This window comes from Psychrobacter vallis, from assembly GCF_904846715.1.
GTDB lineage: Bacteria > Pseudomonadota > Gammaproteobacteria > Pseudomonadales > Moraxellaceae > Psychrobacter > Psychrobacter vallis.
Genome location: NZ_CAJHBU010000007.1, coordinates 19,320 through 44,657 on the forward strand (window position 1 = coordinate 19,320; position 25,338 = coordinate 44,657).

The following is a 25,338-nucleotide window of genomic DNA, read 5'->3' on the forward strand; positions in this document are numbered from 1 at the left end:
AAATAGTATTTTATATTTTATATTTTGTGCATTGCGCGATCTAATACCGTCAATGGTTAGAACAATGGCGCAAATATCTGATCAGACAACGCGCCACTTTATAAACAACCGTTATAACCAAGTCGGCTTAACCCGTTAAATTAATAACTGTGATTTTGTTTAAAGGTCTCTAAAGCTGACTTTAAACGACCTGCGATATCATCATTGTAGTTCGCAGTGTCATCAATCTCACGCATCAATTCACTTTGCTCATCATGCATGTAACGTAAGTAAGCCTCTTCGAAAGAACCGATTTTTTCAACAGGAACATCAGCTAAAAACCCTTCGTTTGAAGCGTAGATAACAGCTGCTTGCTCAGAAACTGACATTGGCTGATACTGCTTTTGCTTCATAAGTTCGGTAACGCGTTCACCATGATCAAGCTGTTCGCGCGTGGCGTCATCAAGATCTGAGGCAAACTGAGCAAATGCTGCCAATTCACGATACTGAGCCAAAGCTGTACGGATACCGCCAGATAGCTTTTTGATGATCTTAGTCTGAGCAGCACCACCAACACGCGATACCGAAATACCAGCGTTTACTGCTGGACGGATACCTGAGTTAAATAGGCTAGATTCTAAGAAAATCTGACCATCGGTGATTGAAATCACGTTGGTGGGTACGAATGCAGAAACGTCACCAGCTTGAGTTTCAATGATAGGTAGAGCCGTTAAAGAGCCCGTTTTGCCTTTCACTTCACCATTGGTGAATTTTTCTACATAATTGGCATTTACGCGTGATGCACGTTCAAGTAAACGTGAGTGTAAATAGAAGACATCGCCAGGATACGCTTCACGACCTGGTGGACGACGTAACAATAGTGAAATCTGACGATAAGCAACAGCTTGTTTTGATAGGTCATCAAATACAATCAGTGCATCTTCACCGCGATCACGGAAATATTCACCCATTGTACAACCTGAATACGGAGCAATATATTGTAGTGCTGCTGGCTCTGATGCCGAAGCAACTACTACCGTGGTATATGCTAATGCACCAGTTTGCTCAAGCTTGCGTACGACGTTTGCAATGGTAGAACGTTTCTGACCGATTGCAACATACACGCATTTGATGCCAGATGATTTTTGCGCGATGATCGCATCGATAGCCATCGCGGTTTTACCCGTCTGACGGTCACCAATGATAAGCTCACGCTGACCACGACCAATTGGGATCATGGTATCAACGGCTTTATAGCCTGTCATTACTGGCTGATCTACTGATTGACGATCGATAACGCCTGGCGCGATTTTTTCGACTTTGTCAGTCATTTTGGCATCGATAGGACCTTTGCCATCAATAGGATTACCCAAGGCGTCAACAACACGGCCTAGCAGCTCAGGACCTACTGGTACTTCAAGAATACGACCAGTACAATAGGCTTTTTGACCTTCTTGCAGCTTTAGGTAATCACCAAGTACTACCGCGCCGACAGAATCACGCTCTAAGTTAAGCGCCATTCCGTAGATTTCGCCTTCAAACTCAATCATTTCGCCGTACATGGCATCTTCAAGACCATGAATCTGCACGATACCGTCAGATACTTTGACAATCGTGCCTTCATTCTTTGCAGTTGCACCCGCATCAAGGTCTTGAATACGCTGCTTAATCAGGTTACTGATTTCCGCTGGATTCAATTGTTGCATTGCCTTGTTTCCTTTAATTTATGATAACCCGCCCACTGACTTAAATGCTCTTACTACCACGCAGATATTAATAACTGCGTTGATGAATGGCATTAGGCAGTTAGCTGTGTTTTTAACTGTTGTAACTTGCCGCGTATCGAATCATCAATGATTTTGTCACCGACTTTGATCGTAGCGCCTGCCAATAAACTCGGGTCGACCGACTCATGAATCACCACGCTAGCATTTAGCGAGGCAGCAAGACGCGTTTGAAGCATGTCTCGCTGGGCATCGGTCAATGGGTAGGCAGAGGTCACATATGCGTCAAGCTGTTTTAAGCTTATGGCCTTGTGACGGCGATAATGCTCATAAACTTCAGGAAGCAGCGCCAGACGCTCTTGGTGCGCCAACTGCTTAATAAAATTATTGAGCTCAGGCGATACTTTAGGGTAGCTAATACTGTTACCGTAGCGAGAACCTTTGCTCTCGCCTAGTAGCTGTTTAAAAGCAGAGTCGCTATCACCGGCCACTTGTGAGTCATAAAGATCGATCAAAGCAGCTGACTTATGCTCAGCAGAAACAGCTGGATTGTCTAGCCAAGTACTGAACGACTTGTCATTGACAACGGTACTGGCAATAAATAAGAAGTTTTCCCACTCATTTACTACCCCATTTTCGTTGGCATAGTCAAACGCGGCTTTAGCGTACGGTCGTGCTAAGGTTGATAAGTCAGCCATTATATCCTCACAATTACAGCTTCGCCGCCAGTTGATCTAACATGCTGGCATGTTTTTGCACATCGACTTTGTCTTGCAAAATCTTTTCAGCACCAAGTACAGCCAGTTCAGCAACTTGGGCACGTAATGACTCACGCGCTTGATTGATCTCTTGGTCGATAGACGCTTGAGCTTGTTGACGAATGCGCTCGCTTTCCACTTGGGCTTGAACTTTTGCATCTTCGACAAGTTGGTTAGCACTCTTGTTCGCTTGCTCGATGAGAGCAGCAGCTTTAGTCTTTGCAAGATCAAGCTCCTGCTGGACATCTTTCTCTGCGGTGGCTGCATCTGCTTTTGCTTTTTCTGCGGCATTCAGGCCTTCAGCAATTTTACGCTGACGCTCATTAATGGCACCAATAAGTGGTGGCCACACGAATTTCATGCAAAAAACCACAAATATTGCAAAAGCAATGGCTTGACCGACGAGGGTAAAATTGATATTCACGTGATCACCTCTTTGTTAATGAAAAATCAGTTTCATTGATCATGTTTGGTAGTCAAATTTTGACTACATTTGATAGAAAAGACTTGAGTACCAAACATGTACAACTGAGCTTTCGTATTAACCTGCTAGAGGATTAGCGAACAACAATAGCATAGCAATACCAACACCGATCATTGGAATAGCATCAAGAAGACCTGCTACGATGAACATACGAGTTTGCAATTGTGAACCAAGTTCTGGTTGACGCGCAACGCTTTCCAAGAATTTACCGCCTAAAAGGGCAAAGCCAATACCCGTTGCAAGAGCGCCTGCGCCGATAAGTAATGCAACTGCTATGACTGTGTAACCACCTAATACTGGATCCATTGATATATCCTCTTTACCTATTTATTGATAAGTGTCTAATTAATGCTCAGTTGATGATGCTAGTGACAAATAAATTATTGTCAACATCATAAAAATGAACGCTTGAAGGGTAATAACTAAAATGTGGAATATTGCCCATGGTACTGATAGTGCCCACTGAATCCAAAATGGCATCAAGGCAATCAAAATAAATACTAATTCGCCTGCATACATGTTGCCGAATAATCGCAATCCGAGTGAAACAGGCTTAGCAATCAAAGTAACTACTTCTAAAATAAAGTTAATGGGAATCAAAACAATTTTTAAAATTATGTTATTTGAGCTAAAAGGATGCATAGTTAATTCGGCTAAGAAACCGCCAACACCTTTTTCTTTAATACTATAAGCAATAATCAAAGCAAATACTGAGAACGCCATACCCAGTGTGACATTAGGGTCTGTTGTTGGAACAATTTTGAAGAATACATGATGTGGATCATGACCCATTGCTGCACCGATCTGACCAGCTAGACCTGGTATAAGGTCAATTGGAATCAAATCCATGAGATTCATCAAAAAGATCCAAACAAAAATAGTCAACGCCAATGGCGCAATCAATTTTGACGTACCACTGTAGGAATCACGAACGTTGTTATCAACAAACTCAACGATCAACTCAACTGCTGCCTGAGTTTTGCTTGGTACACCTGAAGTAACTTTTTTGGCAACCATCCAAAAGACGGCACAAAATAAAATACCCAGACCAATTGACCATAGCATAGAATCAAGGTGGATAGCTTTAAAGCCCATTAGCCCTGCTTCTTCAGCATTATAGGCAACTTTCCAGCCTTCGCCTGGCAAATAGCCGTAAGTCCAATTCGTTAAGTGGTGAGAGATATATTCTGATGATGTTTGCTCGGATGCCATAATGTAAGCTTCTTATTAATCAACGATTTAATCAACTACCAAAAATATGGTTGTCATCTGATGAGGGTTTAGCATTACTATGTTGACATGCTGATAAACAAGCAAATGATGCTAGAACACCCATGTAACCAATAACATCCAACCCATAGCTCTGTTACTTATGCAAAATTTGATAGCTTAAGTTGAATTTTAGCTATCAAAAAAGGGCTTATGATAATTCAGTAATAGCCCTTGCATAGGTACGCAAAATTATTATGTAATATTTACTAACAGCCGCACTCGCGCGACCAGCGCTTAGTACAGGGCTCATAAGTAAAATATTTAGCTGCCTATCTTAATGCAGCGTTGTAATTGTGTAAAGTCAATTGTGACTTTTTATCCGCAGTATGAATAAGTTAGCGAACATTCATACTGACGTTTTTTAAATCATTGCCCTGTCATGAGACAGTTTTTTATGTTTTGACTTTAGTAGAACTAGTCATAGAGAAGTTGGACGGCAGGGTGACTTCTTACCTAGCGCTATTGGTCATCTAACTATTAATATAGTGATTAACACTAGCGTATATGCCACAACATCCAACTGTGACTAATTTGCATTACCATAAAACCGATAAACAACGCAGGCGCAGATAGGGGTTGTACGGTAATAAAAATTAGTGCAAATCCAAACACTGTCAATAGCCATTTGGCCATCTGACCGCGATATAGCTGGCGAACAATATGTTGGCGCGCGCGATATCCGGTAAACCAAAAAACAAAAAAAGCAAACACTGCTTGAGTGAGGAAACTGAGTAGTGCGCCAATGGCGGTGCTTTTTGCGACAGTAAGCTCACTATGCAACCATATCGTATCTATTATCCAAGCAATAATGATTAGGATAAACAATATCCATGCTTGACGTTTGATATAGATGCCAATTTTATCTTTTTGGGTGCGTTTGGCAGGCTTGGTCATCGGTATTCCTATAGCCTTGGACTACTGTATCATGCTTACGACACTTTTATCCATAAATGGTTTATTCTATAGGTATTGACTTTTAACCAAAATAAAACGCTCTTTATTATAGGGAGCATAACGGGCATATGCAAGCATAATATTAAACCTATCAACTATTTAATATAAAACATGCCTAGAACCAAACGATATACAGTTTCAAAATGTTTGGTTTTGGGCATTGTAAGATTTGTTTAGCAAGCCTTAGAGTTTATCCTATTTGCTATCAATACAGTTATTAATTTGCTGTGCCATACGTGTCCATCCTTCTACAAAGTCTTGACTGTCACTCATGTCTTCGACTTTTACCGTAGTGCGCACTGGCTGTAGCTTCGCCAACAGCCCTTTGGCTGGTTGACTTGAACTGACTAAGCACATCTGCTTGGCGGGGCGGTTGTCAGTAAACCAGCGTAACTGACTGGCTTTTGGCGAAATATGATGATCGGGGCTTAAGCTACCAGCCAACTGTATTTTTGCCGCACTTTCAATGTACTGATACGCATCATGATATGCCCAGTAAGGACGATTCTTTTGTGACGCTTGCTGTATCTGTGCGACCGCTTGATCCATACGTTGCGCAAATTTTTGAGCGTTGGCTTGGTAGGTCTCTTTGTACTCTGGATTGGCATGGCTGTGAATGACGGCCAATGCACGCGTAATGGCTTTGGCGTTTTCAGGATCAAGCCAAATATGCGGATCGAGCGTGCCTGCGATCGGTATACCCTTAACATCACGAAGCGGATAACGATTAAAAGCCTTAAAGTCAAACAGGGCAATAGCATTTGGTGCCGTCTTCAAACTACCCGTCAGACTGTTTTCTAGGGAGTCACCAAACCAAACCACAAATTTGCTGTCTTTGATAGTTTTCATATCGTTGGGACTTATGCTGCCATGATGCCCGACATCACCAGCTTGTAAGATTTGATTGGCAGAAGGCGTGCCATCAGTTACAGCCTCACTCAGTAAAAACATCGGATGGTTGCTCACGCTAACGGTTGCTGCCTGTACGGGTAAAGAGGCAAACGAGCCAAGCATCATTAACATGCCTACCATTACGTATCGTGATCGCTTTAAGCGGATAAGTACGTTGTCAAAAAATGAAAGGTAAAAGGATTTTTGAGTGTATGGCTGCTGATGAGCGGATTTGTTAAGAGTGCGGTGAGCAATCATGCGATGATAGTCCTATTAAACAGGTGTGCTGATATAAGTTGGTGTAATGCGCTTGCGCTAACGTTATTGATGGTTCATTAAGTGATCATGAGGTTATTTTCTACCTTTAATATGTTATAGTATAACATTAATAAGTGCTATGTTATTTTATTACTTACCTTTTTTTGCGCTTCACTTATACTATCTGGCGTTATAATGTCAATTTTAGGAGCTTGCGTCATGTCTACTAACCCATCTGTCTGTGAGCATCTGCATGATGTTCAGCATTTTTCACCGCAAGATGTGACCGATCGGGTCGAGGCAGCAAAGGAGCAGTGCCGTGTGCAGGGGGTGCGTTTTACGCCGTTGCGCCAGCAAATATATGCGCTAGTATTGCAAGCGACCAAACCTGTGGGCGCATATGATTTGATCACTCAGTTGCAACAAGCTCGCTTGTCAGCCACAAATGAAGGTGCACAAGAATCAGAAGAAAGCGCAAAAAATGTCGCGCCGCCGACGGTGTATCGCAGCTTGGAGTTTTTATTGGCAGAAGGTTTGATACATCAGCTGACATCCATCAATGCCTATGTCCCTTGCTGCCATCCCCGCGCCCAGCATACCGCCGCATTTCTAATTTGTGCGCAGTGTCAGCGGGTACAAGAATGCAGCAGTGTACCGGTACAAGAAATGATGAGCTTTGCCGAGCAAGATGTCGGATTTATCGTTGAGCGTAGCGTCATTGAGCTTAGTGGTCGTTGCCAAGCTTGCCAGTAAAATATAGTCAAAGCATTTGTAAATTGGTACGGTGTTAACCTCGCTTGCTGTACAACGGTACTATCTGCGCTCGGTTGCCTTGTTCCAACTTTAAACTGCTTCGACTATAGCGTCATTTTTTATGGGTATTGGGTAATGAGATTTTTATCCTTGCCTTCATTATTGCGTTTATCATTTACTCACTTATCAGTTGTCCTATCATGAGCTTGTCTATTTCTCCGTCTGGTCAGTCAATCACTTCTGCTATCGATGACAGTGACCGTAACACTGCCCATCAGCTACTGAGCCTAAGCAATATCAGTTATCACATTGGGCAGCAACGCCTACTCTCGCATATTGATATTGATATCGCTGTCAATGAGACGGTCAGTCTTATCGGTCCCAATGGCGCTGGTAAATCAACGTTGGTTAAACTCATTTTAGGTTTGATTGCTCCGACTCAAGGTAGCCTCACGGCACATCAGCCTTTGCAGCTTGGCTATGTGCCGCAGCGCTTTACGATACCACCGATATTGCCATTACGTGTATGTGACTTATTGGCACAAGCAGATAAGAAACGCTTAACGCACGTGCAACGACAGTTTATCTTTGATAATTTGTCATTGACGCACTTGCTATCGCGGCAAATGCTGCATCTATCAGGTGGTGAAACGCAGAGAGTGTTATTGGCACGCGCCCTATTGAGCAAACCCAATTTGCTTATCTTAGATGAGCCAATGCAAGGGCTCGACCCTGATACTGAGCTTTGGCTATATCAATTCATTGATGAGCTGCCTGACTTTTTGCGCTGTGCCATGTTGGTGGTGTCACATGATTTGCATTGGGTGATGAAAGGCAGTCGGCGAGTTATTTGTCTGAATAAACACATTTGCTGTGAGGGGCAACCAAGCGAGCTTGCCATTAGCACGGAGTTTCAAAAGCTGTTTGGTCATCATTATGAGCAACCATATGTGCACCAACCGCATGCTTGTGAGCACCACGCACCAAGTGAGCTTTAACGATAATAAGATTGATCATAAATAAAAAAATATAACCCTTACAATGCATTAAAGCTGAAGTTATTCAACATAAAAACAGCTTTTGGTCTCTATAAAACTTTTACGGATATTTGTTATGACTGCTTGGTTAGCCATCATTGCCCCTGCTTGGATCGCTGGCAGTATTTTAGCGCTACTATCAGCACCCTTGGGTTGTTTGGTATTGTGGCGACGCATGGCATTTTTTGCCGATGCCTTGGCACATGGCACGTTACTTGGCGTCGCGTTGGCAGCATGGTGGCAGTTACCGACAGGCATTGGTATCGCCATGGTGAGCATCGCTGTGGTATTGGGACTGGTATTTATGGATGATGAGCGTCTGCCAGCTGATGCCGTACTGGCTGTCGTTGCCGTATCATTACTTTGTTTGGGTCTATTGGCCTTAACCCAATTGACTGATCAACAAGCCAACGTATTGGGGTTTTTATTCGGTAATCTGCTTGAGCTTGATTGGGCGGATTTGCCTTTACTTGCTGGTAGTGTACTGGTTGGATTGGGATTGCTTGCCTATATATGGCCCGCACAAGTCAAACTTGCCACTCATGAAGCGCTGGCACGTATTCAGGGTATCAACCCGACACGCCAGCGGCTATTTTTTATGGGAGTATTGGCAGGATTTTGTGCAATCGCCTTGCAAGCTGTCGGCAGTTTACTCATCAGTGGCTTATTGGTATTACCCGCGCTAACAGCACGTCTGTGGTCAAAATCGCCAAAACAAATGGTCGTTATATCGCTACTTATCGCACAGCTTGGCGTCACCTTAGGCGTTTGGGGCAGTATTTGGCTCGATATCCAAACTGGACTCTCTATCGTTTTGATATTAGCAATTTTATTTTTTGTCGCATTTATATTTTCAAAAATAATAGCCACAAAATTTTGGTCAGCACGCCATTAGCTGTCTCATGTGATGGGCTAGATAACTGCTTTTCTGTGCTGCCTTATCCAACTTTATTTCATCAATATTGCTAGAGCTTTTATTCGCTTTGTGTTATAAAATTGCCCTAATGCTATTGGCACTGATGAACTACTATCGTACATGGTGTGAGTCGACAACAGTACTAATATAGTAGCAGTAAGCGGTAAAAAAATGAGTAGTCGTCCGTCTATCCATACTCGTTCTAGCAACATCAATTGTTTTAATTCGATGAGGGACTCACCCAATGCTAAGCTATCCTGTCAATCAAATCAGCACTCCCGATGCGCAGTTAAACATATTACAAATTACGGATTTGCATTTATCGACGGCCTTTACTTCTATTACAGATGACAATAGTGATGAAATGCTTTGTCAGCAATGTTTTGAGACGGCGCTACAGCAAGCATTGCGGGCAGATATTCGCTGTGATTTGATTATTGTGACTGGTGATTTAGTAAGTAAGGTTCAGCCTGCTATCTACGATTATATTTTTGAGGTATTACAAGCGACCAATATTCCTTTTGTTTGTATTGCTGGTAATCATGACGTGACGGATGAGATGGACAGTCATCTGCCTTTTTTTCAACGCGAACTGATTGCTCAACCTGCTGATGCACGCTTATTAAGCCGCCATATGATTGAGACGGATAATTGGCAACTGTTGTTATTGGATTCATCGATCACTGGTAAAGTGGCAGGTGAAATCACGCTTACCGATGTTGACTGGTTGCGTGAGAAACTCAGTACTTGTGATAAACCTGCCCTGATTGCCTTGCATCATCATGTGATACCAGTAGACTCTGAGTGGATTGATAACCATATGGCAGAGAACGCTGAGACTTTTTGGGAGCAGATGGCGGCGTTTGCACATTTAAAAGTGATTATCAGCGGTCATACTCACCAAGAGCAAGTTCGCCATCGTCAAGGTGTTACCGTCTATAGCACGCCCTCTACTTGCTATCAGTTCAAACCTTATGAAGATGACTTTTCTTACGATAAAAACGCGCGCCCCGGTTACCGTTGGTTGCAATTAGCCAACAATGGAACGGTTGCAAGCTGGGTTGAAAGACTAGATACTTAATGCCCAGATTTATTGGCGAAAACTTAAATTTTTTGGTAAAAAAAATAATACCAGCCTTTATCTTCTGGGCTTTGAGCAGATATTTTTTGATGCTATACAAACGAGCTATTAGAGTAAAAATACTGGCATTGTGAAAAATCGCTTCATTATTATTGAAAACAATGATACAACTTAGACAATTAGCAAAGACCGCATTATGTTTGATATTAAGCAGAACTATAATAGCGAGAATGGCTACATGGATCATAAGCTGAGTTTTTATCGTTAGTGATTTGTCGCATTATTTAGACAGTACCATTTAAATAAAAATATGTATGACCATATATCTGACCATCGACATATCGATGTAAGTACATCAAAGTACCGTATTATTAAATCCGCTGTGTTATTTGTGTCACTAGGTGGTAAAACGTTTTATAAAGGGACAAGTTATAGCGTTTGTAAAATTAATAGCGTCTTGTCTTTTGATACGTCGTTTTATTGAATTAATTTGAAAAAGTAGGATACCCATATGAGCACCCTGACCACGAATCCGAGTGAAGTTAAGTTTACTCCTTATGTGCCTGCCGAAGACGAAGAATACATGTCTGATGCACAGCTAGAGCACTTTAAGGCTATTTTATTGGACTGGAAAAGCCAACTGATTGGCGAAGCGGATCGTACGAAGACTTATATCCAAGATGAATCCAGTGCCATGCCGGATATCAACGATCGTGCCACGCAAGAAGAAGAGTTTGCATTGGCTTTGCGTACGCGTGACCGTGAACGTAAACTCATCCGTAAAATCGACAAATCCATGTCAGAAATCGAGAATGAAGACTATGGATTTTGTGAGACTTGCGGTGTAGAGATTGGTCTGCGTCGCCTCGAAGCGCGCCCAACCGCGACGCAATGTATTGACTGCAAAACACTGTCTGAAATTAAAGAACGTCAAAACCAAGGCGCTTAAACCAAATATCATTAATGTAAATATAAGTACGAGCGACCATATCATTGGTCGCTTGCTGCGTTTTAGATGGCTGGTTTTTTAGTCAATGCATCATGCCTGATACAGACTTTCAAACTTACTCACATTGATTTGACTAACAAAACACCTCATTTCACAAATATCTTTTTACGAAGATATTTATTATTCTATCTCCTATCTTTTCTACTGATAATTTCCTACTTTGAAAACCAACCCTACTCCTATGCCCAATTCAGTCGTACCAGCAAAGCCCATTGGTCGCTTTGCCCCCTCACCCACTGGTGAATTGCATCTTGGCTCATTGACGACCGCCCTTGCCAGCTTTTGCCACATAAAATCAATAGATGGCAAATGGCTACTGCGTATCGAAGATACAGACACTGAACGCTGTGATCGGCAGTTCACTGAGCAGATTTTGATAGACTTAGAGGCACTTGGGTTACACTGGGATGGCGATGTTATTTATCAATCTGAGCGGATTGATATTTACAATGATTACTTGTCCTCAGCCCTACGTCCACTAACTTACGGTTGCCAGTGCTCACGTAAAGATTTAGAGCAATATTGGGCACAAGAAATGCCAGACAAAACTTACGAAGATGCCAGCCAATTACAGCCTCCTAGACAACGTTATCCACGCTGCTGTGTCAAAGCTGACCTTAATAGACAGCAACATAAGCTACGCATACAGCTACCAGAATATAGCATTGGTTTTAACGATGGTATTCAGGGATTACAATGGGATAACCCTCAGCAGACATTAGGCGATATGGTGGTTCGCCGTCAAGATGGCATGATTAATTATATATTGGCGGCCAGCCTCGATGATGGCTTACAACAAATCACTCATATCATGCGCGGTTTGGATATCTTACCCATGACCACGGCGCAAATCAGTATCATGCATGCCGCTCACTTGCCAGCTATCGATCATTGGTATCATTTGCCATTAATATGTCATCCTGATGGGCAAAAGCTCTCCAAGCAAAATCTGGCTCAGCCCATTGATACGCGTGACCCAAGCCAGCTCATCACTGTTGCCTTGCAACTATTACAGCAACCAGCCGTCGATAGAGATACACCCACCAATATGCTCAAGCAAGCCATCGCTCAATGGGACAACACGCCGCTACAAGGCAAGCAACAACTGCATCTGCCCAAATAATGCTTTGTCTCACGAATAACAACCAAAAAGCGCCACTACGCTAATAGTGACGCTTTTAAACGTAAAAAATGATAGACGTTGTTCTTCAAAATACTTAATAGCATAAAACCTATCAATAATAACGGCACTGACTCTTTTCTATCTCAGGGCTTTCTTTATAGATTTTTAGCAAAAGCGCCACCATTACCAAGCTAATCAGCATAGAAGAACCCCCATAACTAAAGAATGGCATGGTCAAACCTTTGGTCGGAATCGCACCCATATTCATCGCTGCATTAATAATCGTCTGAGCAATGAACACCACGCCAATACCAAAAGCTGTATAGCTCATACGCATTTGCCGACGTTTTAGAGCATTATAACTGATACGCATGGCACTACCGATAATCAGTGCTTCGAGTACCAAAACCATGGTGACCCCAACAAACCCCAGCTCTTCACCAGTGATTGCCAATAAAAAATCGGTATGAGCCTCTGGTAAATGCGACAGTTTCTGCACGCTTTCACCATAACCCACACCCGTCAACTGTCCGCGACCAAAAGCAATCAAACTGCGCGCTAATTGATAGTCCGTGTCTTGCACGTCATCAAACGGATCCATAAATGACATCACACGCACCAAGCGATACTGTGCCGTCGTTACCATTAACACAGCCCCACCAATGGCCGCCGCGCCCAATGCTAAAAAATGCTTATAAGGCGCACCAGCGATATAAAAAATCGCAAAGATGGTGCCCAAAATAACGACGAAGGAGCCAAAATCCGGCTGTGATAATAGCAGGATGGTGATTAACGCCACCACCAACATGATGCGCAAAAAGCCATCTAGGCCGTTACGAACCTCAAAAGAGCGACGCACCACAAAGTCCGATACAAAGACAATCATGACCAGCTTGGCTAGCTCCGCCACCTGAAAATTAAACACACCCAAATTCAGCCAGCGTTTAGAACCATTAATCGGTGCACTAAACAGCGTTGCCACTAGCAATATGCCCGTAATACCCAATAAAATAAACTGAGTTTCAGTCTTATATAATGTTCGCAAAGACACACCATAATAAGGTAGGGCAGCAACCATCAGACCAATCGTCATATATAGCAACTGGTTTTTAAAAAAGTACAGCTCTGTCATACCGCGACTGAGTGCAAAAGGAATAGAAGCAGAAGCCACCATCAACAGACTCAACACCAGCATACAGCCGACGCTTGATAGTAAAATGGCGCGTGCTGACGGCATAGAAAGAACACCATCTGAGCCAGAGGCTTGCTTGGATTGGGAAGAGCTGCGAAAAAAAGAAGAGAGCGCCATAATTTTATATACACTAACGAACGAAAAAACACGGCGTCTATTAAACGCCACCGTTTGAAAAAAGAAAGTAGATCGTACTAGTTTGGCTTAATTGATGACATGCCTTAGATAGATCGAGCCAATGACACGATATGCTCCTCGACTGCCTAATCATGATTGACAGTAGCAGCAATCTATAAGCAAAACAATCATTTATCAAGAAAACGCTGAATACGTTTAAATACTCATGGAAATGCCGCTAGAACATGCTTTGCTATTAAGGCGTTTAATCAACCGTCAGACTATTTGATGACACAACTGTTAGCTGATTAACCAACGCAATAAAATGTTCACCGCGAGCCACGTAGCCACTATATTGATCAAAACTGGCACAAGCTGGGGACAATAACACCGCTTGCACTTGTGATAAGCTGCTTTTGGTCACTTGTTGGACAGTCGCCAACGCGTTTTCTAAAGTCTGGCACTGATGTAACGCCACGTCATCGCTGATTTTAGCAGCCCGTAGATGCTGTTCAATCTGCTGAGCATCTTCACCAATAAACAGCACTTGGCTCACATACTGATTGATAAAAGGGGTCAACTCGCCAAATTGTTGACCTTTGCCCTGCCCGCCCAAAATCAATAACAATTTGCCGTCTTTTGGCGCATAGACTGCGCCTAGCCCTTCGATGGCCGCCATAGTCGAGCCAATATTAGTACCTTTTGAATCATTAAAGTAATCAATCCCAGCAGCACTTGCCACATATTGGCAACGATGCTCAAGGCCAGTGAACTGCTGTAAGGTCTCTAACATACTGGCAAGTGGTAAGCCAACCAGCCCGCCCAGCGCTAACGCTGCTTGCGCATTGAGCAAATTATGACGGCCTTTAATCAACAGTTTGTCTGCCGATAGTAGCCTTTCTGTACCGTGCGCAAGATAAATCTGGCCTTCAGGATCAGTGATGAGACCATATTGACCTTTATCAGGAGCATGAATGCCTGTGCTCACTCTCGGCAAATTGTCGGCGACCAACGGGCGAGTCAAAGCGTCTTCGCGATTAATAACCACGGACTTAGCACCTTGAAAGATACGATGCTTGGCTTGATGGTAACCGAGCATATCACCATGACGATCTAAATGATCGGGCGACATATTCAGAACCGTCGCCACCTGCGCGCCCAAATTGGTCACAGTTTCTAGCTGGAAGCTGGATAGCTCAAGTACCGCCAATTCCATATCGGTATTGTCAAGCAAGGTCAGTGCTGGCACGCCAATATTGCCACCGACGCCGACATTAACTCCCGCATCAGCAGCCATTTGCCCAACCAATGTGGTAACCGTGCTTTTGGCATTAGAACCCGTAATCGCCACTATCGGTACGCTACAGGCTTCACAAAACAGCTGAATATCACTGACGACAGGAATGTTGGCTTGGCGGGCGGCGACAACGGCTTCGGTAGCAAGAGAGATACCGGGACTGATAATAATACATGCCGCTTGCTGTAGTAGCTCTGCGTCAATCGCCCCAAATTGGCGAATATGGACGTCTGTTGGCAATTGATCCGCTAAGCGAGGGTTAGCCTGAGCGTCAGTGACTGCTACCTGATAACCTTGATTGGCCAAATAGCGAGCCACTGATAGTCCTGATTGTCCCAAACCGACCACGACTTGTAGACCACTGCCTTTATGAAGTAAAACGTCTGTTGCAGTATTGGTGGTCATGTTTATTCCTTCTATTGAACGGGCGAAATGGCAGCCAACAAACCTATTGTGTCAACAAGCTAAGCGATGCCGTTAAGATGAGAAGCATCATAACGGTATCGTTCAGATTTCGGTACTGGTTTTTTATGACTTTGTGCTATTATGCGCCTGTTTTTATATTAAATTGCTAATGCTATAATAGCCGCCTCAATTTGTATGGGGCTGGCTATTTAATCAAGCATTTTAGTTTAGCATGTTGTTACATGCATCGCGCTATTGTCACCTTTTTTTGATGACGGTTCGCCTTGTGATAATGCTATATCAAGCGAATGCTATATCAAACGATGGCTTTTATTTGCCAGATGATCTTATCACCCTCTATTACAGCAAGTTATTGCTGACGCTATAAACGATTGTAGGTGCTATTTTCAACCACCTTACGTTCACAGTCTGTTTTAAACCATATTTTTAAGTCATTTCACTGAATTTATCATCGTATTTATTATTGATGAGGGTATTGGTGATACCAGCAAGTAAAGCAGTAGACACACTGATTATTGACCGTTAACAATTCAAGGCCACAACATGATGCCATGCATGTTGCCGCAAAACAAAGATGGAGCGCTATTTTTGTAGCGATGCAATCATTTTATGAATGAGTAATGATTACTTTTTTTGCCACTAACCCTATGCAGTGTATTTATGACATCTTTTATTGATAACTTACGTGACGAGTGGTTTTCCAATGTTCGCGGTGACGTTTTGTCAGGTTTGGTCGTCGCACTGGCCTTGATTCCTGAAGCCATTGCTTTCTCTATCATCGCTGGCGTTGACCCAAAAGTCGGCTTGTATGCTTCATTTTGTATCGCCGTGGTGATTAGTTTTGTCGGTGGCCGCCCAGGCATGATTTCGGCGGCGACAGGGGCGATGGCGTTGGTGATGGTCGATTTGGTCGCCGAGCATGGCTTGCAGTATCTACTGGCGGCTACTTTATTGTGCGGTGCTATTCAGGTCGTGATGGGCGTCTTAAAGCTCGGTAATTTGATGCGCTTTGTCTCCCGCTCAGTGGTCATTGGTTTTGTCAATGCACTGGCGATATTGATATTTGTCGCGCAACTACCAGAGCTTAACCCCTTGACCGAGCGTGTCGGCATGACCGTTTATATCATGACAGCCGCTGGTTTGGCGATTATTTACCTGTTCCCACTTATTCCCAAAATCGGTCGCGTGATTCCTTCACCGCTTATCTGTATCGTTGGATTGACCGCCGTCGCGATGTACATGAATCTTGATATTCGTAACGTCGGTAGCATGGGCGATTTGCCAGATTCGCTACCTATGTTTTTGCTGCCTGACATTCCTTTAAACCTAAATACCTTGCTGATCATCGCGCCTTATTCAATCGCGCTGGCCATCGTTGGTTTGTTAGAATCTATGATGACGGCGACAATCGTTGATGAATTAACTGATACGTCCAGTGATAAAAACCGCGAGTGTCGTGGCCAAGGTATCGCCAACGTGGTATCGGGTTTCTTTGGTGGTATGGCAGGTTGTGCGATGATTGGTCAATCGATGATCAATGTCAAATCTGGCGGACGGACACGCCTATCTACTTTGATGGCAGGGGTTGTCTTGCTAATTATGGTGGTGTTCTTAAGTGAATGGGTCAGCCAAATTCCAATGGCAGCACTGGTTGCTGTGATGATTATGGTGTCAATCGGTACATTTAACTGGCAATCTATTCGCGAGTTTAAAACGCATCCCATGTCATTTAACATCGTTATGTTAGCGACCGTCTTGACCACGGTCTTTACCCACAATTTGGCATACGGTGTGGGTGTGGGTGTACTGCTATCTGCTCTGGCATTTGCCAATAAAATTGGTCAGTTTTTAACCATATTTAGCGAGTATGATGACAGTAGTAATAGCCGCTATTATTACGTGCAAGGGCAAGTTTTCTTCGCTTCTACGACGCAGTTTTTGGGCAGCTTTGATACCAAAGAAGCATTGGACAGCATCCAAATCGATGTCAGTCAAGCGCATTTTTGGGACATAAGCGCCGTTGATACGTTAGACAAATTGGTCATGCGCTTGCAACGTGAAGGCATTGATGTCAAAGTGATAGGACTCAACAATGCGAGCCGAACGTTAATCGATCGCTTCTCTGTCCATGATCGCCGCGATATTGGCCTGCTGGATTAAATAAAACCGCGTCTACGTACCAAGCTGACGTTGATTCATGATTCATGAATGAATAGTTGTATAAACAGCTGCCTTGGCACAGAAAATTGGGCATGAGCATCGCCACCTCGTCTTTGAGCTAAGTAGCTGTCTTTTTATTATTGGAATGATGTGATGATCTTATGAGTAATTTAAAGCCAGATAGTGTGATTGCCTGTTTAGACTGCCCTGATCATGTGCAAGCCGTATTAGAGGCAAGCATGTGGGCTTCGATTCGTCTACAAGCACCGGTGGGTCTGTTGCACTCTGCACCCAACTTGCAGCAAAGAGCCGCTGTAAACTATTCTGGCTGCCTCAATATCAATGATGAAAACACCTTGCTCGAACAGTTTACGACCAAAGAGCATGTAAATAATTGCCAACTAAAATCCCAAGGCAAATTGTTACTACATCAAGCCACAACCTATTGCACGCAGCAGCAGCATAAAATTAAAACCTATACCTTGCATCGTCATGAGAATCTCAATCAAAGTATTGATTACGTCGATGACAAAGCGCAATTGATCGTCATCGGTCACCATGTCACTTGCAAATCCACTTTGAGTCAACTTATTAGAGTCAGCCACTGCCCCATTTTGGTGACTCATGCACCATTTTTGCCCCCTACTAATGCGCTATTTGCCTTTGATAACAGTCCAACGTCCCATAAACTGCTTAACTGGCTGTGTAAAACGTCACTCATTCGAGCTTTGACCGTTCATATTGTCATGGTGGGTAAAGACAACTCTGAAAATTGCGACGCCCTGCGCGAAGCTTATGCTCGGCTCAAGCAAGCGGGTATCAAGTCCAAAAAAGCCCTACTAGACTGCCGTGACGTAACAGCTGCCTTAAATTATTATCAAAATGAGAATAATATAGGTCTGCTGATGACAGGTGCCTTTGGCCAATCGCGTCTGCACGAACTGCTAAAAGGTAGCGACACAAAAAAACTCCTAGGCAGTACCAAAACTCCGCACCTCCTCTTTCCCAAAGCCTAAGTGGCTTATAGCGTTACGCTCTCTATTCGAGCGCAGAACGCCAACGCCAATATCAGGCTTTGGCGCTTGCTACTGTTTTGCGCTGCATCTCTCTCATACTTTTCGTCATACCAATCTGTCTACTTAGGTTAGCAAATCATCACATGAAATACATGGATAGCGCCCCCAAGCACCTAAAAAGTTGGTTATAATAAAGTTTTCATTGGTTTAACGCCAAAGGTTGATTCACATTATCTATGCTTATGGTGGCGACTTTTATCGTCACAGCATAGACAGTATTGCGGCTATTATTATCGTCATTTTTAAACAAATAAATCCAATCTTACCTACCCCCTTGAGTAAATTGGCACAGTTCTTGAATGACTTATAGTAAGCATGGCAGCGATACGATGCACCACAATGCCTGTATCAACCTGCGGCATCACACACATAAGGAATTTTTTATGAAGCTAATCACTGCGATCTTAAAACCGTTTAAGCTTGATGATGTACGTGAAGCACTTTCTGACATCGGTGTAAAAGGTGTCACTGTTACTGAAGTCAAAGGTTTCGGTCGTCAAAAAGGCCACACAGAACTCTATCGCGGCGCAGAATACGTAGTGGATTTTTTACCTAAAGTAAAAGTCGAAGTGGCGGTCATTGATGAGATGGTCGAACCTGCTATCGAAGCCATCACTCGCATTGCGAGCACTGGCAAAATTGGTGATGGCAAAATCTTTGTCACGGCTCTTGAGCAAGTCATTCGGATACGTACAGGCGAGACAGGTCCAGACGCTATCTAAAGCGCAAGGCCAACCTATAGACACAACATTAGAGATCTACCGATAGCTGTATTGCATCAATTCAAGGGGGAATTAATATGCAGAATCAAATCTTCGAGCTCCAGTACGCACTTGATACGTTTTACTTTTTGATATGTGGGGCGCTAGTCATGTGGATGGCAGCGGGCTTCACTATGTTAGAAGCTGGTCTGGTTCGTTCAAAAAACACGGTTGAGATTTTAACCAAAAACATCGCGCTCTTTGCTACTGCTTGTACCATGTACATGATATGCGGTTATGCGATTATGTATGGCGGTGATTTATTTTTGAGTGGTATTGCAGGCAATGAGACATTGGTAGAGGACGCGTTAGCCGCTTCTGCTGAAAATGGCTTCGGCGGTGATTCTGTTTATTCTGCTGCATCTGATTTTTTCTTCCAAGTCGTATTTGTCGCAACCTGTATGTCTATCGTATCTGGGGCTGTGGCTGAGCGCATGAAGCTTTGGTCGTTTTTACTCTTTGCTGTGGTCATGACTGGGGTGATTTACCCACTAGAAGGCAGCTGGACTTGGGGCGGCAAAGACGTTTTTGGCTTATTTAATCTTGGCGATTTAGGATTTTCTGATTTTGCAGGTTCTGGTATTGTCCATATGGCAGGGGCGGCAGCCGCTCTATCAGGTGTATTGCTATTAGGCGCACGTAAGGGTAAGTATGGCCCTAAAGGTGAAATACGCGCTATTCAAGGGGCAAACTTACCATTAGCAGCGCTCGGTACTCTCATATTGTGGATGGGCTGGTTTGGCTTTAATGGTGGTTCTGTACTCAAGCTTGGGGACATTGCCAGCGCCAACTCAGTGGCTATGGTGTTTTTGAATACCAATGCAGCAGCAGCAGGCGGTGCCATTGGCGCGTTATTGTTGGCTCGTCTGATTTTTGGTAAAGCTGATTTAACAATGCTCTTAAATGGTGCACTTGCAGGATTGGTTGCCATCACGGCAGAACCCTCTACGCCTTCTGCATTGCAAGCGACGCTTTTTGGTTTAGTCGCTGGTGTTATCGTTGTGCTCTCTATTCTGGCATTAGACAAAATAAAAATAGATGATCCAGTCGGAGCGATTTCAGTTCATGGTGTGGTTGGTCTGTTCGGGCTACTTATCGTACCGATTACTAATCCAGCGGCATCGTTTGTAGGACAGATTGCTGGTGCTGCTACTATTTTTGTTTGGGTATTCGTGGCAAGCTTAATCGTTTGGGCAATTATCAAAGCTGTCATTGGCCTACGTCTATCTGAAGAAGATGAATATGAAGGGGCTGATCTTGCCGAATGTGGTATGGAAGCATATCCAGAGTTCGGTAGATAAATACATCGAACCTTATAGTCAATTTCAAATAGAACAGAACCATTATATTTCAACGCGGAACTGGTATAAATTTTTCTGGCTTACTGTGCCTGCGCAGCTCGATGCTACAAAAAATTCATTCCAATTCCGCTGACTCGTTTTTATACTAAGCTCAATATCGTTAAAATTGATCTAAGAAAAATCCCGCAAAACCTTTCGGTAATGCGGGATTTTTTTGAACTATAATTAATATTCAAAAAAGCGATGGATTTATTTCTTTTTCCACTGCTGGCTACGTGAGAATGGACCGATGTAACCTTTAATATTTAGCGTGTTACCGCTTAGCGTTGCGGTCATACGATAGTCTTTGCCTTTTGCTGGGTCAGTAATCGTACCCCCACTATATTTACCACCGCCATCAGATTTCAGACCTTTGATGACCGTCGTACCAACGTGCTGTTTGCCTTTAGCAGTATTAGCAGCAATAAGTGTACCGGTTAATACGCCATTTGATTCAGTGATCTTTACCGTACCTTTTGGCTGACCTTCATCAAACGTCTGCCAAGTAGTATTGGCTAGCGGATCAGCAGCAAATGCCATACTGGCCAAACTGATACCAGCAACTGCTAACGTGGTTTTTGTGAATAATTTCATAAATTGACTCCCTTCATATAATGATGATGCGAAACAGTATGTTTCTGATGTTCTATGCTTATCCTTTGCTAGAATCTTTTATTACAAGCGTTGCGATTTTATGCTGTTTAGAAGCACATTATCGCAATGGCTTATAAGCTTTTTTTCAAAGACTTGCGCGACATAAGCGATGTCTTGCCTCATTATAAGCAATTTTTAGATTTTACCTAGTAATTTTTTTATACTTTATTATTTCCATAAAAATAAAACCATATCAAAGAGTTACAGGAAAGGATTGTCGATATTTTTACCCGATTGGTCATCATTTTCTTTTGACTTGACCTCATTATTACTATAAAGGTTATGAGGAATATCACGAGAAAAGTCACGAGTTTGAAAGGCTTGCATAATTTCAGTCGTGAGTTTGTGCAACTGATGGGCTTGCTGATAGCCAGAAGCGTCTAAAGTCAGTTCCATATCACCGTATATGATAATTTTGTCTTCTTGATTCTCAATGACCAGCTCACCTATTTGCATGCTTTGGTGATTGTTGGCAAATGGTTCAATCATTTGGTTATCCCTTTTATTAACAGCCTTTTACATGATGTTTTATAGCGTCCACGTTTAGTCACCCAATGAATCTTTATGCTCGTAGTTGTGCCAATAACCATTCAAAAATGGCAAAAACAAATAACATCCAAGCAGGCTCTTCTATTGTGGCATCAGGTAGATCCGAGCTCTCACCTGCCTTTAAGGGCAGTGCAAATGCCTGTGTTTTGGTTTTGGCATCTAATACAGGTAGCACATCAACACCAATCTCGGTGGCCAATTCATCGATGCTGATGACTTCTATGCGTTCTGATTCATCATTTGGTGCATAATAGACCCCAGCTTGATTGATCGCTGGGATATAAACTGCTTTAAAGAAATGACTAGGAACGAGTACGCGGTCAGCCAATTGCTTGGTTTTTTTATCGGTAAATGCCACACCTGTGACCGTATAAACCTCACCATACTGCTGGGTCAAATAGCGGGTAGCAGACTCGATATTGCGCCAGATATAACGGTTGTTGCGTGGTGACTGGGGGGCAATATTGGCCAAACTAAAGCTATCATACTGTTGGCTACGCGTTGCCATATCCGCATTTGGCGCCAAATGCCCACGGTCATAGCCAGAACCTGAATAATCGGACAATGAGGCACGCATCGATTGTGGCAATCTGCTTTCTTCATGAAAGCTGTCTTCGCGGTCTATTTGCTTGGCTTGTTGTAGACGATCACGGTTCAAATACTCTGCCGACCAAAGTGGCGTACGTGACACACCCGAATACATAACGGCAAAGCCATCCATGCACAGCGCTTGCGTTTGATTGCTGAGCTTGGTATTGATAAATTCAGGATAAACACCGCCGTAAAAAGATTGGCTGCACTGGGTAAAGTCATCCGCGTGCGCTGATGTCAGACCGATAACAGCGGTCATCGCTGCCATTATTATGCTGTTTTTTAAATCGTATTTGAGCTTACCGAAACTTATCATTTAACTTTCAACCATCGATACTTGTTATTGCCTATACGCTATCCTAGCAGGCGTCTGCAAATAAAGAAAGATGGCGTGCAAGTCGTGACATTCTAAATGGTATCGGCTATACTAGGCCGTTCAAAAACGGTGAAGTGGGTGAGTGGCTGAAACCGCACGCCTGGAAAGTGTGTATACGTTAATCGCGTATCGAGGGTTCGAATCCCTCCTTCACCGCCAATCTTAGTTATTCTCTGCTTTCCTATCTTGTCCTACCCTATCCCAAAAACCCCTTAAGCCCTTTATAAATAACGCTTCTAGCGTTTTTTTTATGCCTGTTGTTTTCCCAAGCTATCAGAACATAACCCACCTATACCGTGGCTTGTGTTGGTCTATTATTCATATACACCTAAATTAGACCAACATTCTATCTAGAATTATATGACTTAGACCAACAAACCAAAGAGGGACAAGTCACCACCTACCGTTATGATAACAATGACCGTCTGACACAAGAAACAGGAGCAAGAACCGCCAGCTATACCTATGACAAGCAAGGCAACACCCTAGCGCAAAACGTCAATGGGCAAATGACCAGCTACAGCTATAACGTCAGAAATGAGTTAGTCCAGACTGATGATGTCAACTTTGGTTATGACATTGACGGTATCAGAAACAGCAAAGCCAAAAACGGCGTAACCGTCGACTATATCACCGATAAAAACCGTGACTATGCTCAAGTCATTTTAGAGAAACAAAACAACACCCCCGTGGCTAGCTACAGCTACGGTGACGACTTAATCAGTCAGAATGTGAATGGGATGACGAGTTACTTTGGTTACGATGGCTTGGGCTCAACTAAGTTCTTGACCAATCAGGTCGGTCAAATCACCGATAGCTATCAATACGATGCTTATGGTGAGATTACTGCTAAAACAGGCAATACTGATAATATCTATCTGTACACAGGTGAGCAGTTTGATCGATCGTTGAATCAGTACTATTTGCGTGCTAGATACTATAATCAGGGTGTGGGACGATTTACGCAGATGGACTCATGGCAGGGTAAAGCTAGTAATCCGACCACATTAAATAAGTATTTGTATGCGAATGCTAATCCAACTTATTATACTGACCCAAGTGGACATTTTGGATTGGCCAGTTTTGGCTCCAACTTTTCAGTAATGTCTACATTGAATTCTATTGCGATTCCGAGTTCTACAGCTTTTCTAGCGAAAGCAAGTGTTGGATTATTAACTGCTGGAGTTATTACCCACACAGCAATTGATAGTGATAGTACTATTGCTAGAATATTACTTTCAGGGATTGCTCAACAAGCACTGAACATTGAACGTGGTATACAAAAAGAGAGGATTAAGCGACGTTCTAACGGTAAACCCATTAAGTTTTACTACTCATCTAGGCTTAGGATTATAAGTATTTCTAGCGGAGGAGGAACAATGGCGACTCCAAAGTACTCTGGTCGTCTAGGTAATGGCGTACCAAAACCGTCTGGTTTCTATGGGGCAGATATACAACCTTGGGATAAAACTTATACTCAAGAGAGTTTATCAGCTTTATTTTACGGTGGAGATAAAAAAAGGGATGTGAGTTGGTTCTTAGCTTTTGATGGTACAACGTGTATTCCTGTTTATAGCACTCCGCACGAATGCTATATCCCAAGTGCACTAGGTATGCATGTACCCGTTCAAGCGATTACAATAGGTCCTAATCTTATGGAGCCTTATTGATGTCAACCCTATTGATGCGTTGTAGTGTTACAAATATGAGAATGCCTATAGAGCGTTGGGTAGATATAACAGTGTATGAATTTATAACTAAATTTTCGACGTTTGCAGATGATATTTACTTTGGATATTTCCCTCCTCTAGATTTGCTCAATCATTATACAAATCTTGGTGAGCAAAATGAGGGTATGGGTAATAATGCAGTATGGTATCCATTTTCTCTAACTCAATATGGCTATGACGAACTTATCCAAAACATTAATAGAAATAAAGAAAAACCATTGTTATTTTTTGATAATACAGCAATTCTTTCATTAGAAAGTTGGAGGCATATGATCATACAGCAACATAAGGATAATAATTTTTTCGGCCAGCAAAACTATCGAAATCCTATAAAATTTTATCACCCTAGAGAAGCATATGGCGAATTTACAAATTTCTCAAATCACGGCATATTAATGGATAACCTGTGGTGGAAAACCATTGAGCACTATTATCAAGCTCAAAAATTTGCTGACAAGGAATATCAAGAGAAAATAATGGAGGCAGACACACCGAAGATAGCTTCATTATTAGGTCGTAACAAAAAGCGAAAAATAAGAGAGGACTGGGATGACATCAAGGATGATGTGATGTATGAGGCAGTGTTTCAAAAGTTTACTACACACAAAGAATTAAAAGATTTACTTCTATCCACAGCGGATAGGAACATTATAGAAAACTCCCCAACTGACTATTACTGGGGTTGCGGAATTGATGGATGGGGGAAAAACATATTAGGTAAGATACTAGAGCAAGTAAGAGATAAATTAAGAACAGCTGATCTAAACGAACTATCCTGATGGAAGTAGCCAGTTCAATACCTATAATGCAGCTGGTAACGTCGTTACTGA

The 25,338-nt window shown here is 42.9% G+C and carries 24 protein-coding genes and 1 tRNA gene; 13 read left to right on the forward strand and 12 right to left on the reverse strand.

What is annotated here, in order from left to right:
* Positions 1-140 precede the first annotated feature (140 nt).
* From atpA to JMY02_RS06050, 7 genes are all read right to left on the reverse strand, one after another.
* Positions 141-1,685, reverse strand: coding sequence for a F0F1 ATP synthase subunit alpha (atpA, locus tag JMY02_RS06020; protein ID WP_021812810.1), 1,545 nt, complete (start codon positions 1,683-1,685; stop codon positions 141-143).
* A gap of 92 nt (positions 1,686-1,777) precedes the next feature.
* Positions 1,778-2,401 carry a F0F1 ATP synthase subunit delta gene (locus JMY02_RS06025; protein ID WP_201596270.1) on the reverse strand — a complete coding sequence of 208 codons (624 nt, stop codon included), beginning with the start codon at positions 2,399-2,401 and terminating at the stop codon, positions 1,778-1,780.
* A gap of 13 nt (positions 2,402-2,414) precedes the next feature.
* A complete protein-coding gene (locus tag JMY02_RS06030) occupies positions 2,415-2,885 on the reverse strand; it encodes a F0F1 ATP synthase subunit B (protein WP_201596272.1) in 471 nt (156 codons plus the stop codon).
* 117 nt (positions 2,886-3,002) lie between these two features.
* A complete protein-coding gene (gene atpE, locus JMY02_RS06035) occupies positions 3,003-3,251 on the reverse strand; it encodes a F0F1 ATP synthase subunit C (RefSeq protein WP_105244316.1) in 249 nt (82 codons plus the stop codon).
* 39 nt (positions 3,252-3,290) lie between these two features.
* Positions 3,291-4,157 (reverse strand): F0F1 ATP synthase subunit A, encoded by an 867-nt coding sequence (gene atpB, locus JMY02_RS06040; protein WP_201596274.1) that lies wholly within the window; start codon positions 4,155-4,157, stop codon positions 3,291-3,293.
* A gap of 555 nt (positions 4,158-4,712) precedes the next feature.
* Positions 4,713-5,111: an ATP synthase subunit I gene (locus tag JMY02_RS06045; RefSeq protein ID WP_201596276.1), complete on the reverse strand. Its 399-nt coding sequence runs from the start codon at positions 5,109-5,111 to the stop codon at positions 4,713-4,715.
* A gap of 255 nt (positions 5,112-5,366) precedes the next feature.
* Complete coding sequence (locus JMY02_RS06050) at positions 5,367-6,320, reverse strand: metal ABC transporter substrate-binding protein (RefSeq protein ID WP_201596278.1); 954 nt, start codon at positions 6,318-6,320, stop codon at positions 5,367-5,369.
* A gap of 219 nt (positions 6,321-6,539) precedes the next feature.
* Here JMY02_RS06050 and JMY02_RS06055 point away from each other — a divergent pair, with 219 nt between their 5' ends.
* From JMY02_RS06055 to gluQRS, 6 genes are all read left to right on the forward strand, one after another.
* Complete coding sequence (locus JMY02_RS06055; RefSeq protein ID WP_201596280.1) at positions 6,540-7,073, forward strand: Fur family transcriptional regulator; 534 nt, start codon at positions 6,540-6,542, stop codon at positions 7,071-7,073.
* 200 nt (positions 7,074-7,273) lie between these two features.
* Positions 7,274-8,071: a metal ABC transporter ATP-binding protein gene (locus JMY02_RS06060; RefSeq protein WP_201596282.1), complete on the forward strand. Its 798-nt coding sequence runs from the start codon at positions 7,274-7,276 to the stop codon at positions 8,069-8,071.
* A 115-nt stretch (positions 8,072-8,186) separates the two neighbouring features.
* Positions 8,187-9,005, forward strand: a complete 819-nt coding sequence (locus JMY02_RS06065; protein ID WP_201596284.1) for a metal ABC transporter permease — start codon at positions 8,187-8,189, stop codon at positions 9,003-9,005.
* A gap of 265 nt (positions 9,006-9,270) precedes the next feature.
* Complete coding sequence (locus JMY02_RS06070) at positions 9,271-10,107, forward strand: metallophosphoesterase (RefSeq protein WP_201596286.1); 837 nt, start codon at positions 9,271-9,273, stop codon at positions 10,105-10,107.
* A 511-nt stretch (positions 10,108-10,618) separates the two neighbouring features.
* Positions 10,619-11,056 (forward strand): RNA polymerase-binding protein DksA, encoded by a 438-nt coding sequence (dksA, locus tag JMY02_RS06075; protein WP_201596288.1) that lies wholly within the window; start codon positions 10,619-10,621, stop codon positions 11,054-11,056.
* 241 nt (positions 11,057-11,297) lie between these two features.
* Complete coding sequence (gluQRS, locus tag JMY02_RS06080; protein ID WP_201596290.1) at positions 11,298-12,239, forward strand: tRNA glutamyl-Q(34) synthetase GluQRS; 942 nt, start codon at positions 11,298-11,300, stop codon at positions 12,237-12,239.
* 112 nt (positions 12,240-12,351) lie between these two features.
* Here the strand turns inward: gluQRS and ftsW are convergent, their stop codons facing one another.
* Both ftsW and murD read right to left on the reverse strand, forming a co-directional pair.
* Positions 12,352-13,548, reverse strand: a complete 1,197-nt coding sequence (ftsW, locus tag JMY02_RS06085) for a putative lipid II flippase FtsW (protein WP_201596292.1) — start codon at positions 13,546-13,548, stop codon at positions 12,352-12,354.
* A gap of 265 nt (positions 13,549-13,813) precedes the next feature.
* Positions 13,814-15,250: a UDP-N-acetylmuramoyl-L-alanine--D-glutamate ligase gene (gene murD, locus JMY02_RS06090; protein WP_201596294.1), complete on the reverse strand. Its 1,437-nt coding sequence runs from the start codon at positions 15,248-15,250 to the stop codon at positions 13,814-13,816.
* Positions 15,251-15,931: 681 nt separating this feature from the next.
* Between murD and JMY02_RS06095 the strand changes: the two genes are divergently transcribed.
* From JMY02_RS06095 to JMY02_RS06110, 4 genes are all read left to right on the forward strand, one after another.
* Positions 15,932-17,431, forward strand: a complete 1,500-nt coding sequence (locus tag JMY02_RS06095) for a SulP family inorganic anion transporter (RefSeq protein WP_201596296.1) — start codon at positions 15,932-15,934, stop codon at positions 17,429-17,431.
* Positions 17,432-17,592: 161 nt separating this feature from the next.
* Positions 17,593-18,447: a universal stress protein gene (locus tag JMY02_RS06100; protein ID WP_201596298.1), complete on the forward strand. Its 855-nt coding sequence runs from the start codon at positions 17,593-17,595 to the stop codon at positions 18,445-18,447.
* Between the two features lie 443 nt (positions 18,448-18,890).
* Complete coding sequence (locus JMY02_RS06105) at positions 18,891-19,229, forward strand: P-II family nitrogen regulator (RefSeq protein WP_010197981.1); 339 nt, start codon at positions 18,891-18,893, stop codon at positions 19,227-19,229.
* Between the two features lie 77 nt (positions 19,230-19,306).
* Complete coding sequence (locus JMY02_RS06110; protein WP_201596300.1) at positions 19,307-20,569, forward strand: ammonium transporter; 1,263 nt, start codon at positions 19,307-19,309, stop codon at positions 20,567-20,569.
* Between the two features lie 249 nt (positions 20,570-20,818).
* Here JMY02_RS06110 and JMY02_RS06115 read toward each other — a convergent pair whose 3' ends face one another.
* From JMY02_RS06115 to JMY02_RS06125, 3 genes are all read right to left on the reverse strand, one after another.
* On the reverse strand, positions 20,819-21,202 hold the full coding sequence (locus JMY02_RS06115; protein ID WP_201596302.1) for a DUF2147 domain-containing protein: 384 nt from the start codon (positions 21,200-21,202) through the stop codon (positions 20,819-20,821).
* A gap of 261 nt (positions 21,203-21,463) precedes the next feature.
* A complete protein-coding gene (locus tag JMY02_RS06120) occupies positions 21,464-21,751 on the reverse strand; it encodes a hypothetical protein (protein ID WP_201596304.1) in 288 nt (95 codons plus the stop codon).
* 73 nt (positions 21,752-21,824) lie between these two features.
* Entirely contained in the window at positions 21,825-22,670 is an 846-nt protein-coding gene (locus JMY02_RS06125; protein WP_227678431.1) for a DNA/RNA non-specific endonuclease, read from the reverse strand.
* A gap of 176 nt (positions 22,671-22,846) precedes the next feature.
* On the opposite strand from JMY02_RS06125, the gene JMY02_RS06130 reads away from it, so the two are divergent.
* The 3 genes from JMY02_RS06130 (at position 22,847) to JMY02_RS13705 (ending at position 25,287) form a co-directional block, all read left to right on the forward strand.
* A tRNA-Ser gene (locus JMY02_RS06130) sits at positions 22,847-22,937 on the forward strand.
* 350 nt (positions 22,938-23,287) lie between these two features.
* Positions 23,288-24,448: an RHS repeat-associated core domain-containing protein gene (locus tag JMY02_RS06135; RefSeq protein WP_201596306.1), complete on the forward strand. Its 1,161-nt coding sequence runs from the start codon at positions 23,288-23,290 to the stop codon at positions 24,446-24,448.
* On the forward strand, positions 24,448-25,287 hold the full coding sequence (locus JMY02_RS13705; protein ID WP_201596308.1) for an NADAR family protein: 840 nt from the start codon (positions 24,448-24,450) through the stop codon (positions 25,285-25,287). The genes JMY02_RS06135 and JMY02_RS13705 overlap by 1 nt, the downstream gene beginning before the upstream one ends.
* Positions 25,288-25,338 lie beyond the last annotated feature (51 nt).

Excerpts from the sequence above, each read along its gene's own strand:
- atpA (WP_021812810.1), bottom strand. The coding sequence starts at position 1,685 with ATGCAACAATTGAATCCAGCGGAAATCAGTAACCTGATTAAGCAGCGT.
- JMY02_RS06025 (WP_201596270.1), bottom strand. The coding sequence starts at position 2,401 with ATGGCTGACTTATCAACCTTAGCACGACCGTACGCTAAAGCCGCGTTT.
- atpE (WP_105244316.1), bottom strand. The coding sequence starts at position 3,251 with ATGGATCCAGTATTAGGTGGTTACACAGTCATAGCAGTTGCATTACTT.
- atpB (WP_201596274.1), bottom strand. The coding sequence starts at position 4,157 with ATGGCATCCGAGCAAACATCATCAGAATATATCTCTCACCACTTAACG.
- JMY02_RS06045 (WP_201596276.1), bottom strand. The coding sequence starts at position 5,111 with ATGACCAAGCCTGCCAAACGCACCCAAAAAGATAAAATTGGCATCTAT.
- JMY02_RS06050 (WP_201596278.1), bottom strand. The coding sequence starts at position 6,320 with ATGATTGCTCACCGCACTCTTAACAAATCCGCTCATCAGCAGCCATAC.
- JMY02_RS06055 (WP_201596280.1), top strand. The coding sequence starts at position 6,540 with ATGTCTACTAACCCATCTGTCTGTGAGCATCTGCATGATGTTCAGCAT.
- JMY02_RS06060 (WP_201596282.1), top strand. The coding sequence starts at position 7,274 with ATGAGCTTGTCTATTTCTCCGTCTGGTCAGTCAATCACTTCTGCTATC.
- JMY02_RS06065 (WP_201596284.1), top strand. The coding sequence starts at position 8,187 with ATGACTGCTTGGTTAGCCATCATTGCCCCTGCTTGGATCGCTGGCAGT.
- JMY02_RS06070 (WP_201596286.1), top strand. The coding sequence starts at position 9,271 with ATGCTAAGCTATCCTGTCAATCAAATCAGCACTCCCGATGCGCAGTTA.
- dksA (WP_201596288.1), top strand. The coding sequence starts at position 10,619 with ATGAGCACCCTGACCACGAATCCGAGTGAAGTTAAGTTTACTCCTTAT.
- gluQRS (WP_201596290.1), top strand. The coding sequence starts at position 11,298 with ATGCCCAATTCAGTCGTACCAGCAAAGCCCATTGGTCGCTTTGCCCCC.
- ftsW (WP_201596292.1), bottom strand. The coding sequence starts at position 13,548 with ATGGCGCTCTCTTCTTTTTTTCGCAGCTCTTCCCAATCCAAGCAAGCC.
- murD (WP_201596294.1), bottom strand. The coding sequence starts at position 15,250 with ATGACCACCAATACTGCAACAGACGTTTTACTTCATAAAGGCAGTGGT.
- JMY02_RS06095 (WP_201596296.1), top strand. The coding sequence starts at position 15,932 with ATGACATCTTTTATTGATAACTTACGTGACGAGTGGTTTTCCAATGTT.
- JMY02_RS06100 (WP_201596298.1), top strand. The coding sequence starts at position 17,593 with ATGAGTAATTTAAAGCCAGATAGTGTGATTGCCTGTTTAGACTGCCCT.
- JMY02_RS06105 (WP_010197981.1), top strand. The coding sequence starts at position 18,891 with ATGAAGCTAATCACTGCGATCTTAAAACCGTTTAAGCTTGATGATGTA.
- JMY02_RS06110 (WP_201596300.1), top strand. The coding sequence starts at position 19,307 with ATGCAGAATCAAATCTTCGAGCTCCAGTACGCACTTGATACGTTTTAC.
- JMY02_RS06115 (WP_201596302.1), bottom strand. The coding sequence starts at position 21,202 with ATGAAATTATTCACAAAAACCACGTTAGCAGTTGCTGGTATCAGTTTG.
- JMY02_RS06120 (WP_201596304.1), bottom strand. The coding sequence starts at position 21,751 with ATGATTGAACCATTTGCCAACAATCACCAAAGCATGCAAATAGGTGAG.
- JMY02_RS06125 (WP_227678431.1), bottom strand. The coding sequence starts at position 22,670 with ATGGCAGCGATGACCGCTGTTATCGGTCTGACATCAGCGCACGCGGAT.
- JMY02_RS06135 (WP_201596306.1), top strand. The coding sequence starts at position 23,288 with ATGACCAGCTACAGCTATAACGTCAGAAATGAGTTAGTCCAGACTGAT.
- JMY02_RS13705 (WP_201596308.1), top strand. The coding sequence starts at position 24,448 with ATGTCAACCCTATTGATGCGTTGTAGTGTTACAAATATGAGAATGCCT.